This window comes from Mycoplasmopsis anatis, assembly GCF_900660655.1.
GTDB lineage: Bacteria > Bacillota_I > Bacilli_A > Mycoplasmatales > Metamycoplasmataceae > Mycoplasmopsis > Mycoplasmopsis anatis.
The window spans coordinates 484,040-501,508 of record NZ_LR215035.1 but is presented as its reverse complement, the minus strand read 5'-3'; the positions used below and the strand labels follow the sequence as shown (position 1 = coordinate 501,508).

The window sequence follows — 17,469 nt, the reverse complement described above, 5'->3', positions numbered from 1 at the left end:
AAAAAAGCAATATAATTATAAATATTGAAGCACTATCGTACTTCAAGCTCTTTAAATAAAAATAATGGTCGCATGACTTTTCCACTTTATATTTTAATTTGTTTGACTCTTTCAAACTACTCAAAAGTGTAGTATTTGGTATAATAATAAATATATTTATTATAATGGAGAAATATGAATAAAAAACAACAGTTTTATTTATGAATAATTATTGCAGTTGCTTCACTAGTTTTAGTAATAGTATCACTTATTTTAGGTATTAACAATCATAGTGTATTGATGGAATGAATAGCGATTATTGCATTGCTATTCGCTTTAACTATATTCATTCTTAGTTCATATTTCGCAATTTCTAATTTTATTAAAAGTCGTGAATTGGTTAAAAAGTCATTTAGTTCATATATTGACGAAATTATATCGAACAATAACTTTGGGATCATTATTTACGACAATAATGATGAAAGAATTACTTGAGCAAGTACCTTTATCAAAAATAGATTCGATAGAAATGTCATTGGTTTATCATTAAAGGATTTCTTTACAAAATACTATAATAAATCAAAAGAGTTCCCTAGAATAAATACATTTAATATTTCTCACAATAATTTTGAGTATGAGGTTAAAGTTTGATCATTAAAAAATATAATTTCAATTAAAGATATTACAAATGAAGTTAATATTGTTCGTGAATTTAAAGATCAAAAAATTGTTCTAGGTGAAATTGAAATTGACAACTATCAACTTTACCAATCTATTTTAAGTGAGGAACAACTATTCAATATAAATAAATCAATAGTAGATAATTTTGAAAAGTATGTCAAAAACAATGAATACAATTTTATTTATAGACAGTACACAAATGGAAAATTTGTCATTATTTGTAATGAGAAAACACTAGATATGTTAGAAAAAGAATCATTTGCTAATTTTCTAACCTTTAAGAATTATTCTGACATTGGAGTTTCTGAACGTATTAGTGTATCTGTGGGGTTTGCTAAAGGTTGACCAAGTCTTGATACAAAAATTGAGCAAGCTAAAAAAGCTTTACTACAATCAAAAAATCGTGGTGGTGATCAAGTAACTATTTTCTCTAATGTGTCAACACCTGTATATTATGGTTCAAGTAGTGAAATTTTACCTGATAATAGTAGGACAAATATTAAATTAATAGCAAACAAACTTGAACAAAAACTAAAATCAAAAAGTATTAAAAACGTAATTATATATGGCCACAAATTTGCTGATTTAGATGCAATTGGAAGTGCATATGGTATTTATAAATTAGCTAGAAATTTTGGTAAGCAAGCATATATTTGTAATACAACTTTTGATTCGACAGCATTAAAAGTTATTAAGAAACACAACTTAAAAGACGAAGATATATTTATAAAACCTTCTGAAGCAAACTCTTTAACGAATTCATCAACGGTTGTTATTTTGGTTGATAATTCAGTTTTAAATAGAACAGATAACCCAGATGCTATTGTAAATGCTAAGATTGATAATATTTTTATTTTTGACCACCACAGAGTAGGCCCAAGTGTTGACTTCTGTTTAAGAGAAAATCGTTATATTGATCCAAATGCTTCAAGTGCATCAGAAATTGTTAGTGAGGTAATAATGTTCACTCAGGAAAATAACACTATTGACTCACTAACCGCTCAGTTGCTGTTAAATGGAATATATTTAGATACCGCTCAATTTACTAAATCCATTACACCAAGAGCTTTTAGTGCGGCTTCTTATTTAGAAAGTTTAGGAGCTAAAGGAACAATTAGTAATGAAATATTAAAAATTGATGAAAAGACAAATAAAATTGTTAGTGAACTACTTGAAAATATTCAGGAAGTTAAACCTGGTTATTACTTGGCATATAAAGATATTGAAGTAAGTAATGATATTATAAGTATTGCAAGTAATGAAATCTTAAAAATTAGTGGGAGAGTTGCAAGTTTTGTTGTAGCTAAACAAGAAAACACTAATTTATACAAACTTAGTGCTCGTGGAATAAATACAAATGTTCAAATTATTTGCGAGGACGTCGGTGGAGGGGGTCATTTTGGAACTGCCGCAGCAGTAACAGATGAACCACTAGAAGTATTTATTGATAATATTATTCAAGCGATTGTTGGAGGTAAAACAAATGAAAGTGATATTAATTAAAGATTGTAAAGATGGTAAAGCAAATACAGTTATTGAAGTATCTGATGGATATGCAAAAAACTTCTTAATTCGTCAAGGATTAGCTTTACCTTTTAATGAAGCAACAAAAAGAACATTAGAAAGAAAATTAGACCAACTAAGTGCTAAAGAACATGAAACAAGACAAGAAGCGCTTAGAGTTAAAGAAGAATTAGAAAATGTTAGATTAGTTTATGAACTCGAAGCTAACATAGATGCTAACTTTAATTTAAACGTACACGGATCTATTTCAACTAAACAAATTGAAAAAGACCTTAAAAATCTTGGTTTTAAATTAGATAAACATTCTCTTGAAAAGATTCATTTAGTTTCTAATGGAACACATGAAATTAAAGTTAAAGTTTACAATGATATTATTGCTAAAGTTTATATTGAAATAAAAATCAAGGAAGTAAAGTAACAAATGTCATCAAGTGTTAATAATAACCTAACACAGAACAGTAATACAACAATTCATTACGATGAATTTAGTGAGAAAAAAGTTTTAGGAATGTTGCTTGTATCTAAGGAGAAAAAATACTTTGAAGAAGCACAAAATTTCTTGAGTGAAAAATGCTTCTACAAATATGCTAATAAACTTATTTATAATGCACTAATGAATTATTATGATGCAAATCATGAATTAAATATTTTAGAGTATCAAGAATTAGTTAACTTTATTTTGAATTTATCTCATTCAAATAGTGAGATAAACATTGATTATATTCATGATTTGGTTATTAATGCAGCCTTGGTAAAAAACAGAATTCAATATTTTCAACATCTAAATCGCTTAAGTGCATTACGAGAAGTTGAAAATACTCTTGAAATGATGTTGTATAAAGTTAAAACTGACTTAAATACAGACCTGGAGGTTTTTGTTCCCACTTTAGAGATGAAAATTTCTGAAGCATCCGAAGTGGCTAGAATAAACGATTTTAAATCGGTTAAGGAAATTTCTGATGAGTATTTCATGGACTTAAATCAGAGAAGAAATGCTAATGTTGATGAGCTTTTTGGGATTCCTACTGGTTTTAATGAATTGGATAAAAGCATTCAAGGATTTAAAGGTGGGGAATTAATAATTATAGCAGCTCGTCCAGCTATGGGTAAAACTGCATTTGCACTAAATATTGCCACTAATGCAGCTAGAGTTGGTAAAAAAGTTGCTTTTTTCAGTTTAGAAATGTCAGATTTACAATTAATGTCAAGAATTTATGCTTCAATAGCTGAAATAGATGGCAATAAACTTAAAAAACCTCAATTTATTACATCTGAGGAATGAAATACAATTTCTACTGCCAAATATACCACAATCGATCCATTACCTTTATATATTGATGAGTCCACATCTTCTGCACTTGGTGAAATAATGTGAAAAACTCGTAAACTAAAGAGAACTATTGGATTAGACTTAATTGTAATCGATTACCTTCAACTTTTATCAATTGAAGGTAATAATAGAGATAATAGACAAAATGAAGTGGCTAAAATCTCAAGATCTCTCAAACAACTTGCACGTGAGTTAAACGTGCCAGTTATTGCACTATCACAACTTTCTCGTTCAGTAGAAAACAGAGAAGATAAGCGACCATTACTAAGTGATTTACGTGAAAGTGGTGCGATTGAGCAAGATGCTGATATGATATTTTTCTTGTATAGAGACGATTATTATAATAAAAATAAAAAAAATCCTAGCTTTTTAACAAAAGAGCAAGAACAAGCAGCAGGATCGATTGTTGATGTTATTATAGGTAAATATCGTTCTGGTGCTACAGACACAAAAAAATTAAGATTTCAAATGAATATCAGTCGTTTTAGTGATATGATAAAAACAGAAAACAATAAGGAGTAATTATGGGTGAATCCCCCTGTTATCATAGTTTTTATAAAAAAGTAATTAATTTTGATATGGAGGTTTTAAATGCCTAGTTATATCAAAATAATTTTATTAGTGGTTTTAATTTTACTATTTTTATTAAGTAGTATTTTTAGTGGTGCTGAAACAGCATATACATCTATTTCAGCTGCTAAAGTGATGCAAATGGTAGAAAATAAACAACCTGGAGCTAAACTTGTTCAAAGACATCTCAAGAAGTATAACCAAGTTTTAAGTACAGTGTTAATCGGTAATAATATTGTAAATATTAGTTCTTCAACATTGACATCATTATTACTTAGCCAAATTATATTAAACGATCAAGGTCTTGTTGCAATTGTAGCCACTTTAGTGGTTACTCCAATAATTGTTATAGTTGGTGAGATAATGCCTAAGATGATTGCTAAAGCAAATCCATTTTTCTACCTAAGAAATTTTGCATGACTAATTGAGTTCTTTAATTGAATTTTCTTTATTATTGCCTATCCTATTAGTAAACTAGGTAAAAAAGTATATATAACAAACTCTGAAGATGAACTAAAAACAATGATTGATATAGCTAAAGAAGAGGGCGTTTTGCAAAAAGGTGAGAGTTTACTAGCACAAAATGCCCTTGATTTAGATTCAATTAAAGTAACTCAACATTACATTAAACTAAAAGAAGTTGTCACAATAAAATATAACAGTACAATAGAAGAAGCCTTAGAAGTATTTAAGGATTCGAATTACTCAAGATTGCCTGTTGAAAGTAAAGATGGAACACTTATAGGTATAGTCATTCTTAAAGATATTTATCACCTAAAAAGAGGTAAGGTAATAGATTTTATCAAATCTGTCCCTTACATTTCTGCTAATTCAATACTTTCTAGTGCTCTGGAAAAAATGAGATACGCTAAGGCGCAAATGGCCTTTGTAGTGGAAAATAATAGTTCAACAGATGTTATTGGTATCATCACTATTGAAGATATTATTGAAGAACTTGTTGGAGAAATTTATGACGAAACTGATGAAGTTGAAGATATCTACGAAATCAGTTTAGAAAAATCTAGAGTTAAATCAAACGCTTTAATGAAAGATATTTTTAAGCAACTTGAATTAAATGATGAAAAATTAGATGAAAATGAATTGAGTCTGACTTTATCTGAATGGATGTTAAAACGTTCAAAAAGGGTAAGATTAATAAAAAATTTAAAATATACTTTTGAAGATATAGCAACTTTCAAGGTTATTGAAACAAAAAACAAAAATAATAAATTTGCTATTATTGAAGTTAATCGTTTATAAAAAATAAAAGCCATAAGTAATTAAAACTTAGGCTTTTATTTTTTCTGAGTATTAAGTGGAGTTTCTGAATAGATATAGTTTATTCCCAATTTTTCAATATGATAGTTATCAAACATTAAAGAGTCTATTTCGTAAATTAATTTAGAATTAATAGACTTAGAAACTTCATAGATATTCATGCAATCAAAGAAAATTTTTTGCTGATTAATCTTAGATGTGATATTTTTACCTATTATCATTAAATTAACTAATTTATTATTCATTAAATTCATTAATTGACTGGTTAATTTATTGATATATATGGCACAATCAATTTCTCTGTTTTTAAATTCATCTAGCTTAAATAATATTTTGGTATAGTCAAAATTATTATCAAATGAATAAATCATTAATATTACATTTTTAGGTATTATCTCTGCTGAAATATTGAGGAAATTTTGCTCGGAAATTGGTAAGATTCATTTCTTATTTTGTTTATTTGTGTTGTGTTGCGAAAATTCTTTACTCTTAATAAAATTTTCTATTTGTAAATTTTCAAATTTATATCTTATATAAGGTATTTTTAAGAAAAATTCAATTCAATTTTTATTAATTTCTGGATATTCAAAAGTTACAATATCATATTCAGTTTTTTCTAACTTAGCATATGTAAGCACTGAAGATTTTTTGATTTTATATTTTAAGTTATTATTTGCTTCTAATAAATTATTGTATTGTGTACTAAACTGGTCAAATCCTTCTTTATAATCACTTAAAACTTGATAAACCGAATACTGCTCAGTACTATTATTGTTTTTTAGGTTATATAAACAATATCTTGCTTTATTTATAAGAACTTCAAATTCATAGTTATCTATTATTTTTTTGAATTCTTGAATAGAAATAACATCAATTATTTTTCTAAATAAAGTTGATTGATTCAAATTGTTTATTGATTTTATTAATGTTTCATATTTTTGTTTCTTTGGCATTTTAATTATAAACATTAATAATTCTTTAGTTTCATGAACCGAAACAAAATGAACTTGCAACTTTAATTTTTTCATTAATTTTAATTTTTCGTTTTTCGAAACTTCGTTAATAAAATAGTAAGGTTTTTTTAATATTGAAATACATAAAAATGGACCCTTAACATACTTTACAAATTCATTTTTTTCATTTTTATAGAATGTTTTTGATTTAGAAATTTCATTCAAAAATCAGCTTATACTACAATAGTAACTCTCATCATCGAGAGGAACAATATTTAAGTTATATATTATATTTTCATTTCTTTTGGTTTTTTTATCAATTTTAGTAATTAATGATTCCAAAAAAGTTTTTTTAACTTTAGAATTTAAATTTAATTTAGCTGTTATAAATACCCTTCTTTTAAGGTTATTATCTAAAACATCCTTGATTAATGAAATTGTCTGTGAGTCAAAAAACTCTAAAAAATCACTTAATGGTAAATAATTATAAATTTCAAATTTACCTTTTTTATAATCTAATGGAGTTGGAAGTAGTTTTTCAGTTTCGGTAAATCTTAGAACACGTTTGTTAATTGAGTCAATCTTAAATAAAATTAATCCACTATTAGAACGACCATTAACGTATCTAAAAATTATTATTGAAACTATCCCGCTAATAATAAGAAGTATAAATAAAATTGCTATCAGTAAAATAAGTATTGAAGTTTGCATAATTATTTCTTAATTAATTTAATTGCGGGATGATTTTTTCTAAGTGTTCTTGTTTTATTGTCATTAACAAATGAAACTATAATATCTGAATTATTAACCTCTAAAACTTCTCCTTCACCGAATGTGTTGTGTGAAATAAAATCCCCTACAATGATATTGTCATTATAATGGTCATCGTTGATTAAATCAGTATCAAAACTTGCATAATCATCTTTAACCAAAATAAATTTCTCAATATTAATACCCATTTCTGTAATAAACCTAGATGGTGATTTGTCGATTCTTGTACCAAGAACTATTCCACGAGAATCAGAAATAAATAATCTTTTTCTTGCTCTAGTGATGGCCACATATGCTAATCTTCTTTCTTCTTCAATTAATTCAGGATTAGAATCATTATTAGAACGTACAGAAGGGAAGATATTTTCACTCATTCCGACAATGAATACATTATCAAATTCAAGTCCTTTTGCTGAATGAACTGTCATTAATGATACATAATTAGTTCCTGAGTCAAATTCATCTGAAGAGCTAAGAAGTGAGACCATTTCTAAATATTCCTTAACACCTTTATCAGGGTTTTTTTCTTCTCATGTTTTAATAGATTCAATTAATTCATTAACATTATCTAGAGCTGAACCTCTTAAATTGGTTATACTTTCTATTGATTTCAAATATCCGATATCTTCAAGGAATAATTTTAAAACTTCAGAGATTTTTCGTTTTCTTTTCTCAGATTTTAGTCAAATACTATGTATTCTTATGCTACGAAGAAAGGGATAAATTTTTTCTCTGATGATATTTGCTCTAAATGGTAAGGTTTTATAATCTTGAATAAATGTATTGAATAAGGTTTTTTTATTATTTTTTGCAATTTCAATACATTTTTCTAAAGCTACTTCACCAATTCCTCTTGATGGGACATTTATGATTCTCTCAAAAGCTAGGTCAGAACCATCATATAAAATTCTTAAGAATGCAATAGCGTTTTTGATTTCTTCTCTTTGGAAGAATTTAACGCCATTAAAGATTTTGTGGTTAATATTTTCTTTGATTAAGGCTTCTTCAAATGGTCTAGAATAAAAATTTGAACGGTAAAGAATAGCAATATTTTTTAGTTGAATTTTATTTTTCTTTAATTCATTAATTTTTTGAATTACTCATCTAGCTTCAGCTTCCATATTAAACGCATGGAAAAATTCAATATCACTACCTATTTCATTATCTGTTACTAAATCTTTGACATATCTTTTCTTATTATGAACAATCAATTGATTTGCAGAATTAACAATTTTTTTAGTTGAACGATAATTTTTTTCTAATACAACAGTTTTAGCGTTAGTAAAATCTTTATGGAAGTCTAAAATTAAGTTTACATCAGCACCACGCCAATTATAAATTGTTTGATCTGGGTCACCCACTATTGTAAGATGAGTATCATTATTAATTAATTTTTTAACAATATTATATTGAGATACTGAAGTGTCTTGAAATTCATCAACAAGAATAAAAGAGAATTTCTCTGATCATTTTTTGGCTATTTCAGGATGTTTATCAAATAGATTTTCTACATGTATGATTAGATCATCAAAATCAACCATTCTTTTTGTTGATAATTCACGCTCATAGCTTTTAATTGCCAGAATGATTGGATCATCAATTGAAATTCTCATTTCCTTAGCTAATTCTTCAAGTGTAACTTTAGTGTTTTTATATCAAGATATTTTTTGAATCATATTAGAAAAAGTTATTTGACTTTTACTAATATTTAATTCCTTGTAAACATTAGCGAGAATATCTTTTTTATCAATTTCATCAATAATTAAAAAGTCACTATTTAATTCTGCGCTTAAATACTCTATTCTAAGAATTTTGGCACATAAAGCGTGAAAGGTATTGATGTTTAACTTATTTGTATCAGCATCACAATATTGCCTAATTCTCTCAGACATTTCATTTGCAGCTTTGTTTGTGAAAGTAACAGCTAAAATTTTATTAGGAGTTATACCTAAATCATTAATTAAGTAAGCTACTTTTCTAGTTAAAACCTTTGTTTTTCCACTACCTGGACCTGCGATAATTCTAAGTGAAGTGTCAAAATATTGAACAGCTTCTCTTTGTTGTTCATTTAAGTCATCTAATAGTGATATATTATTTAATCTCATAACATCCTCCTAATCATTGATGTATAAAATTATTTCTCTTTCTTCTATTTGTATTGGCATCAATTTAATATTTTCGTTTTGATGAATATATACCATTTTTTTATTAACAACTCTAGTTGAGCTGATGTATTCAAGTGCTGATAGTTTCTTTTTGTTCAGTAATAAAACTGCAAAATTAATAAAAGAAACAAACATGAATACGCTTGTAAAAGCGTAACTAAAATTAATTCTCGTTTTATCGATAAAGCTTAAATTTTTTATCTGTTCATCACTTAATTTAAATAACTTTATACTTTCATTATTAAAAAAAACAATAATATAAAGTAGATTAAAAATTACTATGTACAATAAAATATTTCTTTTTACTAAATCCATTAAATTTAATCTTCTATCTTTATTCTCGTGAATAATCTTCATCTTAAAAATAAGCATACCCAGAGTTGAACCATTTAAAAAGTACGGGATAAAAATATAGTAAAAAATTAAAAAAATAATGATTAAAATAAAAATTGAGTAGTATTGAATTTTATTAAAATCAACATATCTTAAATCAGTAAATTTACCGATTAAAAAAAATAAAAAAACACAAACAATTATAGAAATCATAGTATCAAATATTGAACTAAAGAATCTCTTAAAAAACTTGAGTTTTGATATAAATACATTTTTACTCTTCTAATTCATTAAGGATAGCACGTCATTTTGAAACAGGAATATTATTTTTAATAATGTCAGTTTCAGTATTTTTTAATAACATATAATTGTTAGTATCCATAAATATTTTAAATTCTGGTGATTTTTGTAATTTATCAATATAAAGTTTTAAGTCATTTATAAATTTTTTACTTCTTTTTTCATTCAATTCTTTGTAATGGATTAAATTTCTTACGCTTATAAATGAAATGTTGGTAATTAATCCTGGTAGAAATACCTTAAAGAAGTAATTTTTGGCATATTCATATTCATGCATAATTTTACTTTCATAATTCATAAACATTTTTTCAACATCTTTAAAATTATTGAAGTAAGTTTTAGGGTTAATTCATGTCTCTAAATCAAAGTAATCCCTTTTAATTCTAGAATCTACATACATATAAGTTTTAGAAAGGAGCATTAATTGATAGTTTAGTGTTACTGCTAATTTATCATCTGTAGAATGTTCTGGTCAATTTTTGTCACATTTTTGAACAAGTGATTTTTTGAAAATTTTATTTAATATAAATGGGAATGTGTAAGCTAAAACATCAGGTCTATTTGCAATTTTTACAGGTTCATTAGTTATAATTCTAGCTTTTGGCTTTCAACGTGTAGAACCAATTAATCTTGGTTTAAATTCCAATACATCTACATCATATTTTGTAGCTTGTTCAATCATTTTTAATAAATAATATTTTCTAAGTGATGTATCGCTGTTGATGATTGTAATATAGTTTCCTTTGGCAATCCTAAATGCACTAGCAATGTTGTAGTTAACTGACTGATTTTTATAATTTCAAATTACCTTCAAACGAGAACCAAAAAATTTACTATACTCAGAGATGATTGAAAATATTTTTTTAGTACCTGTTGATTTATTTAAACACAAAATAACCTCAAAATCCTGAGTATCTTGCTCAGTTAAATCTTTTAAAAAACTATTAGTATCACGTTCATTTTCTGTGATTGATGATATTATTGTTAATTTCATTATGTTCCTTTATTTTATATTAATAATTTTACCATATTTATGATTTATGATACTTAAGTAAGTTGATGTATTTAAAATATTTTGTTCAAAATCATTGTAAAATTTTATTTAACAAAAGGAGAAATATGAGTTTTTGAATTTATCTTATTGCTTTAATTGTTTGCTTAGTTTTAGCGATTTTTTGTTTATCACTTTATCCAATTTCTATGAAGAAAATGCGTAACTATAAACAAGCTCAAATGATAGAATATAAGAAAAACCACCCTAAGAGCAAATTAACTGATTACAACGCTACTGGAATGTATGTTCCATCAAGTCTGAGAGCTTTATATAATGCGCCTTTGATTCTTTCGATTGTCTTTTTTATAGTAGCTTTTGGATTTCTTATTAAATTGATTTCATAGCTTATTTCATATTTCATAGTTTATTTTTAATTTTGTTATAAAAAAACTAAGATATTTTTTATAATATAAATGCTACTCTTTGTAGCGATAATATGAAAGGAAATATGCAATTAACAAAAGTTTTAAGAGGCAAAAAAGAAAAAGCCAAAAGATCTCTTGATAATAGCGGAAGTGGAAAAGCTAGAAAAATTTTATCTAAAATTTCTGGTGCTTTCATGTTACCTATTTCGGTTATGGCTATTGCTGGATTGTTCTTAGGTGTTGGTGCAACGATAAGTAAAATCGGTGATGATGCAAATATTTTTGCACTTCAAGCTATCGGTGACCTAATTAAGCAATTTGGTGACCCAGTATTTGGTGCCTTACCTCTATTATTTGCGGCTGCATTTGTTATCTCATTCACAGATGAAGCTGGTGTTGGAGTTTTTGCGGCAGTGATAGGTTATTTAATTTTTAATGCGGTTCAATCAGTATTTATTTGAGATACAAATATTGACCAATATATGATTATTAATGGTAATGGGAGTGAACTTGCTAATAGATGAACTTCATTTTCAAGTGAAAACCCATTATTAGTCAATGGAAAAGAAATAGTATACAACTCAGGTACACTTTCAATTGGTGGAACTGTTGTAGTTTCTGATGGACATTTAGCATTTGATTCTGCAAATAATAAAGTTGTTGTTGATGGATTTAGTGTGATACTTGATGGAAATAAAATAACAATCTCGTCAAGTGTCTCAAATCAAGTTGTTTTAATTCAAAAACAATTTGTAGGTTACAAAATTTTATTTGAAGGACTTGGTAGAAATCCTCGAGCATTAACTAATGTTGTTGGAACTACTCTTGGAACCAAATCATTGCAAACTTCAGCCTTTGGAGGTATCTCTGTTGGACTTCTTGTTCAATATTTATACAATAGATTCCATACAATTCAACTTCCTTCGGTTTTATCATTTTTTGGAGGAAAGAGATTTGTTTCAATTATTACAATTCCATCAAGCGCAATTCTAGCATTAGTATTCTTGTTAGTTTGACCTTGAATAGGAGTTGCATTAAACTTATTTGGAAACTTTTTAGGTAAAGTTCCTTATGGATTTGAATCATTTATCTTTGGATATTTAGAAAGATCACTTGTACCATTTGGACTTCACCATGCTTTCTATGCTCCACTATGATACACTAATGCTGGTGGTGAAATTAATGGACCTTTACAACAATTCATTAATCAAGATGGACTAGTTGCAGGTGAAAGTTTACGTGAATTAATCAAAGTTGTACAAAATGAACCAAATAAATACGTTGGTGATTCAACTGCAGCTCTTTCACTTGTTGGATTTAAATACAACACAATTGATTATGTTTTAAATGGACAAAATTATTCAATTCCACTTTATGACTTTATTAGTGATAAATTAGGAATGAAAATAGGTCGTTTCTTAGATGGTAAATTTTCATTTATGATCTTTGGACTTCCTGCCGCTGCTTTTGCTATGGTTATGGCTGCACCAAAAGAAAACAGAAAAGTTACACTTGGTACAGTTATACCAGCAGGAGTTACATCTTTAGTTACTGGAGTTACTGAGCCTATTGAATTTACATTTTTATTCTTAGCTCCATACTTATTCTGAGGATTCCATGCATTCTTATGTGCACTTTCATTTATGATTGCAAATCTTTTAGGCGTTCATGTTGGAATGGCATTTTCAGGAGGGTTATTAGACTTATTGATCTACGGAATTATTCCAGTTGCTAAAGGTACACACTTCTGATGAACATTAGTGGTTGGTCTATTTTACGTACCAATTTACTTCTTTGGATTCTTATTCTTTATTAAGAAATTTAATATTGAAACTCCAGGAAGAGGTTCAAATACAAAATTATTTACTAAAGCTGATTTCATAAACAAAAAAGATGCTAAAAATATCGATCCAGTTGCCCTTGCAGTTGTAGTTGCTTATGGAGGAATTGACAACATTACAGCATTTAATAACTGTGCATCACGTTTACGTTATGATGTTGTAGATGCTTCAAAAGTTGATCAAGAAGCTCTTAAAGCTGCCGGTGCTGCAGGTGTTAAAGTGGAAGGAAATAACCACGTTCAAGCAATTTTCGGACCTAAAGCTGAACAGTTAAACGCTTTAATTAAATCTCAGAGAGATAAAATTAAATCTTATTTAGAAAATAATAAAGATATACAACCAATCTCTCATGAAAGTAAGAAAGAAACAGTATAAAACTCAACAATAACTGAGGTATTTGCGCCTGCTATTGGTGAAATTAAGGAATTATCTACATTAAATGATGGAGTATTCAGTGAAAAATTAAGTGGTGATGGATTTATTGTTGAATTCAACGCTAAGGAAAGTGCTACAGTATTTGCTCCATTTGATGGAGAAGTTGCTATGGTATTCCCAACAAAACATGCTTATGTTGTTAAAACTAAAGACGATGTTTGTGCATTATTGCACATTGGTATAGATACTGTTAAACTTAATGGTGAGGGATTTGAAAGTTTAGTTCAAGTTGGTGATAAATTAGCTAAAGTTAACTTAAGTTTAGTTAAAAGTAAAAACCTAAGAACTGACTTAGTTACAGTCATTTTACCTGAATCAAGTAAAACAACAATCGAAACTAAATTTGGTACTAAGGTTACAACATCAAGCACTAAAGTTGCTGAAGTTAAGTAATATAAGATGCAAATGTTTACATTTGCATTTTTAATTTGAACTATTAAAACTATTACTAAATACATACAATAAATGGTAAAATATATAAACATAAGGTATAAGGATGGAAAAAGAAGAGAAGAAATCTATGATTTCAGAAGATGAAATCAATCAAATGAAAGAAAAAAACAAAAAAATAATTTCTAAATTAGACATTAATAAAGAATCATATTCAATTAATGTTAAAAGGAATATTTTTGGGTGAGTAGCTTTTATATTTGTATTAATTATTTTTATAATTTTGATAATTTTCATGGTTTATCTAGCAATTTAATTCTAAAGAGTACTTTTAATGAATTGAATATGGGCAAAAAGTGTATTTTTGTTGAATTTTAGCTAAAAAACGAATTTTTTTAAAATTATTATATAAATTTAAAATAAATTATAAAATGTAAGAATATAGGGGGTTAAAAATTGAAAAAAACAATAATTTTTAGAATATCAATTTTAAGTATATTCTTGTCATTAGTTTTGATTTTTGATTTCATATCAAAATTTCTAAAAATTAGCTTTTTTACAATAGAATTAACTACAGTTTTTATATTTATTTTTTTTGTTTATATTAGTTTTATTGACGGTTTTATATTGATTTTTTTAAGGTTTTTACTAAAAGTATTTATTACAGGAAGTTCGGATATATTAACTAATTTAATTGGTAATACAATCCTACTTATAGCTAATATCACTTTAGTATTAACTTATATTTTGTTTATGAAAGTTCTTAAAAAAAATTCAATGAACTTTCTTGTAAAATCTATAGTATCTTTTGTAGTTTCAACACTGATTACTGCTATAGTAATGAGTTTGTTAAATACATTTGTGTTTAACTCGCTATATTTCTATAGTTTTAAACTTTTAGAAAAACCGTTTTTAACTTTATTGTTAGAAAATTATCAAACTAAGTTTAAAGGATACTTCTTAGGTATTGATAATTATTTCTTAGGTTCAATATCGCTATATTTAGGATTTAACTTATTGAATGGTTTTATTATTTTCATCTTTTCACTGCCAATTATAATTTGAGAATATAAGACAAAATTTATACAAAACTTTATTGAAGTTCACAAAAAAACCAAATATTAAGGAGAAAACATGCAAAACGAATATAACTTTGAATTAATAGAAAATAAATGACAACAAAAGTGAGAAGAAAGTAAAGAATTTGAACCTAAAAATAATCTTAAGTTGCCTAAAAAGTACATTTTAAGTATGTTTCCTTATCCTAGCGGTAATTTACATATGGGGCACGTAAGAAATTACTCTCTAGGTGATGTAATTGCTAGATATTATCGCAGAAAAGGTTTTAATGTTCTCCATCCATTTGGTTGAGATGCTTTTGGTTTGCCTGCTGAAAATGCTGCAATTAAGCACCAAATTCACCCTAGAAATTGAACATACCAAAACATTCAATCAATGGATAATCAAATTAAAAAACTAGGTATGTCGTTTGCTTGGGATTATGAATGTATTACTGCTGATGAAATATATACAAAATGAGAGCAAAACATTTTTATAAAACTTTGAGAAAAAGGTTTGATTTATAAGAAAAAGACTTTACTTAATTATTGTGAAGTAGATAATACTGTTTTGGCTAATGAACAAGTTATTAACAACCAATGTTGACGTTGTGATTCAGTTGTAAGTAAGAAAGAGATGGAACAATATTACTTAAAAATTACCGACTACGCTGAAGAACTTTTACAAGATTTAGACTTACTTGAAGGTAAATGGCCAAAACAAGTTATTGCAATGCAAAAAAATTGAATTGGTAAGAAAAATGGATATGAATTAATATTTGAGTTTATTGAAGATTCTAAAAAAATATTAGATCATGAGTTTGACAAAATAAACCTTTTTGAAGAAAAAGAAACTATAATCAATAACTCTTCATTCATTGCTCTTAATGTTAACTCTTCACTAGCAAAAAAATTAATTTCATCTAATTTATTTAGCAAGAATGAGAAAGAACTTTGCGAAAAAATTGTTTCAAATGTTAATACTAAAACATTTGGGCAAAATATTTTAGTTGATACAAAACTTTTTGTAAAACATCCTATTTCTGGGGAAACCCTACCTGTTTATATTACAGACTTTGCATCATTTAATATTGAAGAAGAAGCAATATTAAGTTCATTTACTGTTGAAAGAGATCAAAAATTCATCATAAGTAATAATTTAAACATTGACTTAGAACAAAAAATTAAAGAGAGTGAAATTGATTATCCTAAAACAACAAAATATAATCTAAGAGATTGAGGTATATCTAGACAGAGATATTGAGGAACTCCAATCCCCCTTATTAAATGTGGAGATTGTGGTGTTCTTCCAGTAAAATTAGAACATTTACCAATTACTTTACCTTACGATGTTAAATTTACAGGTAATGGTAATCCACTTGAAACAAATCAAGCATGAGCTGAAACCAAATGTCCAAATTGTAATAAAAAAGCTCTTAGAGAAACAGATACTTTAGATACATTTTTTGAATCTAGTTGATATTTTTTAAGATATACAACACCTCCTCATTTAAGAGAAGATAAAATGTTTGATGAAGAATCAATAAAATATTGAAATAGTGTTGATCAATACATTGGCGGAATTGAACATGCAATATTGCATTTACTTTATGCTAGATTTTTCACTAAAGCTCTTAGAGATTTAGAAATGGTTGGTTTTACCGAACCTTTCAACAACCTTTTAACTCAAGGAATGGTCTTAAAAGATGGTTCGAAAATGTCTAAATCTAAAGGTAATATAGTCGATCCTAATGAAATGATTCAAAAATTTGGAGCTGATACTACTAGACTATTTATTCTTTTTGCTGCCCCTCCTCAAAAAGAGTTAGAATGACTTGATAGTGGAGTTGTTGGTTGCTTTAAATTTATTCGTAAATTATATGAAAGAAGTGCTGAGATAAATAAAGATGATGATATCACTAAAATTAACACATTAAAATTAAACAAAGAAGAAAAAGAAGCAAGAAGAAAACTTTACGAAGGTCTAAAGAAAAGTAAAGAAATTTTCGAAGAACCAAAAAATGAGTTTGCATTCAATACTTTAATTTCTTGAACAATGGAAACATTTAATGCATATTCAAATGTTACAAATCCATTATTAATTAAAGAATACTTTTATGTAACATTAAATATTTTAGAACCTTTCATACCTCACTTAGCATGAGAATTATCCGAAGAATTTTTCAATTTAAAGAATTTATATGACTTTAATATTGATAAAAAAGCTCTTGAAACTGATGAAGTAAGCTATGGAATTACAATTAATGGTAAAGCAAGAGCTGAAATAACCGTTGATAAAAATCTTTCTAAAGATGAAATTATTAAGTTAGCTAAAAAACAAGTTCAAAAATGACTAGAAGATAAGAAAATAATAAAAGAAATTTTTGTACCAAATAAATTAGTTAATTTTGTAATAAAATAACTAAAGAATGGAGTAAATTA

14 protein-coding genes are annotated in these 17,469 nt (G+C 26.7%); 10 read left to right on the top strand and 4 right to left on the bottom strand.

Annotated features, from left to right (window positions below; translation table 4 throughout):
* Window positions 1–174: 174 nt before the first annotated feature.
* From EXC66_RS02140 to EXC66_RS02125, 4 genes are all read left to right on the top strand, one after another.
* On the top strand, window positions 175–2,163 hold the full coding sequence (locus EXC66_RS02140) for a GGDEF domain-containing protein (RefSeq protein ID WP_006886799.1): 1,989 nt from the start codon (window positions 175–177) through the stop codon (window positions 2,161–2,163).
* Window positions 2,144–2,602, top strand: a complete 459-nt coding sequence (gene rplI / locus EXC66_RS02135; RefSeq protein WP_006886798.1) for a 50S ribosomal protein L9 — start codon at window positions 2,144–2,146, stop codon at window positions 2,600–2,602. Before EXC66_RS02140 ends, rplI begins: the two co-directional genes overlap by 20 nt.
* Window positions 2,603–2,605: 3 nt before the next feature.
* Entirely contained in the window at window positions 2,606–4,036 is a 1,431-nt protein-coding gene (gene dnaB, locus EXC66_RS02130; protein ID WP_006886797.1) for a replicative DNA helicase, read from the top strand.
* 69 nt (window positions 4,037–4,105) lie between these two features.
* Entirely contained in the window at window positions 4,106–5,344 is a 1,239-nt protein-coding gene (locus EXC66_RS02125; RefSeq protein ID WP_006886796.1) for a CNNM domain-containing protein, read from the top strand.
* 35 nt (window positions 5,345–5,379) lie between these two features.
* On the opposite strand, the gene EXC66_RS02120 is transcribed toward EXC66_RS02125, so the two are convergent.
* From EXC66_RS02120 to EXC66_RS02105, 4 genes are read right to left on the bottom strand one after another with little or no spacing between them, the layout of a single operon-like run.
* The gene (locus EXC66_RS02120) at window positions 5,380–7,026 is read right to left on the bottom strand and encodes an MHO_4530 family protein (RefSeq protein ID WP_006886795.1); all 1,647 of its coding nucleotides are present in this window, start codon (window positions 7,024–7,026) and stop codon (window positions 5,380–5,382) included.
* 2 nt (window positions 7,027–7,028) lie between these two features.
* Entirely contained in the window at window positions 7,029–9,191 is a 2,163-nt protein-coding gene (locus EXC66_RS02115; protein ID WP_006886794.1) for an ATP-dependent helicase, read from the bottom strand.
* A gap of 9 nt (window positions 9,192–9,200) precedes the next feature.
* The gene (locus tag EXC66_RS02110) at window positions 9,201–9,848 is read right to left on the bottom strand and encodes an RDD family protein (RefSeq protein WP_223213207.1); all 648 of its coding nucleotides are present in this window, start codon (window positions 9,846–9,848) and stop codon (window positions 9,201–9,203) included.
* Window positions 9,849–9,858: 10 nt separating this feature from the next.
* Window positions 9,859–10,878 (bottom strand): glycosyltransferase family 2 protein, encoded by a 1,020-nt coding sequence (locus EXC66_RS02105; protein WP_006886792.1) that lies wholly within the window; start codon window positions 10,876–10,878, stop codon window positions 9,859–9,861.
* Window positions 10,879–11,003: 125 nt separating this feature from the next.
* On the opposite strand from EXC66_RS02105, the gene EXC66_RS02100 reads away from it, so the two are divergent.
* The 6 genes from EXC66_RS02100 to EXC66_RS02075 all read left to right on the top strand — a co-directional run bounded on the left by EXC66_RS02100 (window position 11,004) and on the right by EXC66_RS02075 (window position 17,449).
* Window positions 11,004–11,282 (top strand): hypothetical protein, encoded by a 279-nt coding sequence (locus EXC66_RS02100; protein ID WP_006886791.1) that lies wholly within the window; start codon window positions 11,004–11,006, stop codon window positions 11,280–11,282.
* Window positions 11,283–11,386: 104 nt separating this feature from the next.
* Complete coding sequence (locus EXC66_RS02090) at window positions 11,387–13,519, top strand: PTS transporter subunit EIIC (RefSeq protein ID WP_223213201.1); 2,133 nt, start codon at window positions 11,387–11,389, stop codon at window positions 13,517–13,519.
* Window positions 13,520–13,528: 9 nt separating this feature from the next.
* Window positions 13,529–13,972 (top strand): PTS glucose transporter subunit IIA, encoded by a 444-nt coding sequence (locus EXC66_RS04405; RefSeq protein WP_223213206.1) that lies wholly within the window; start codon window positions 13,529–13,531, stop codon window positions 13,970–13,972.
* Between the two features lie 103 nt (window positions 13,973–14,075).
* Window positions 14,076–14,285 (top strand): hypothetical protein, encoded by a 210-nt coding sequence (locus EXC66_RS02085; protein ID WP_006886790.1) that lies wholly within the window; start codon window positions 14,076–14,078, stop codon window positions 14,283–14,285.
* 140 nt (window positions 14,286–14,425) lie between these two features.
* Window positions 14,426–15,094: an MPN527 family putative ECF transporter permease subunit gene (locus EXC66_RS04535; RefSeq protein WP_006886789.1), complete on the top strand. Its 669-nt coding sequence runs from the start codon at window positions 14,426–14,428 to the stop codon at window positions 15,092–15,094.
* 9 nt (window positions 15,095–15,103) lie between these two features.
* Window positions 15,104–17,449, top strand: coding sequence for a class I tRNA ligase family protein (locus EXC66_RS02075; protein WP_006886788.1), 2,346 nt, complete (start codon window positions 15,104–15,106; stop codon window positions 17,447–17,449).
* Window positions 17,450–17,469 lie beyond the last annotated feature (20 nt).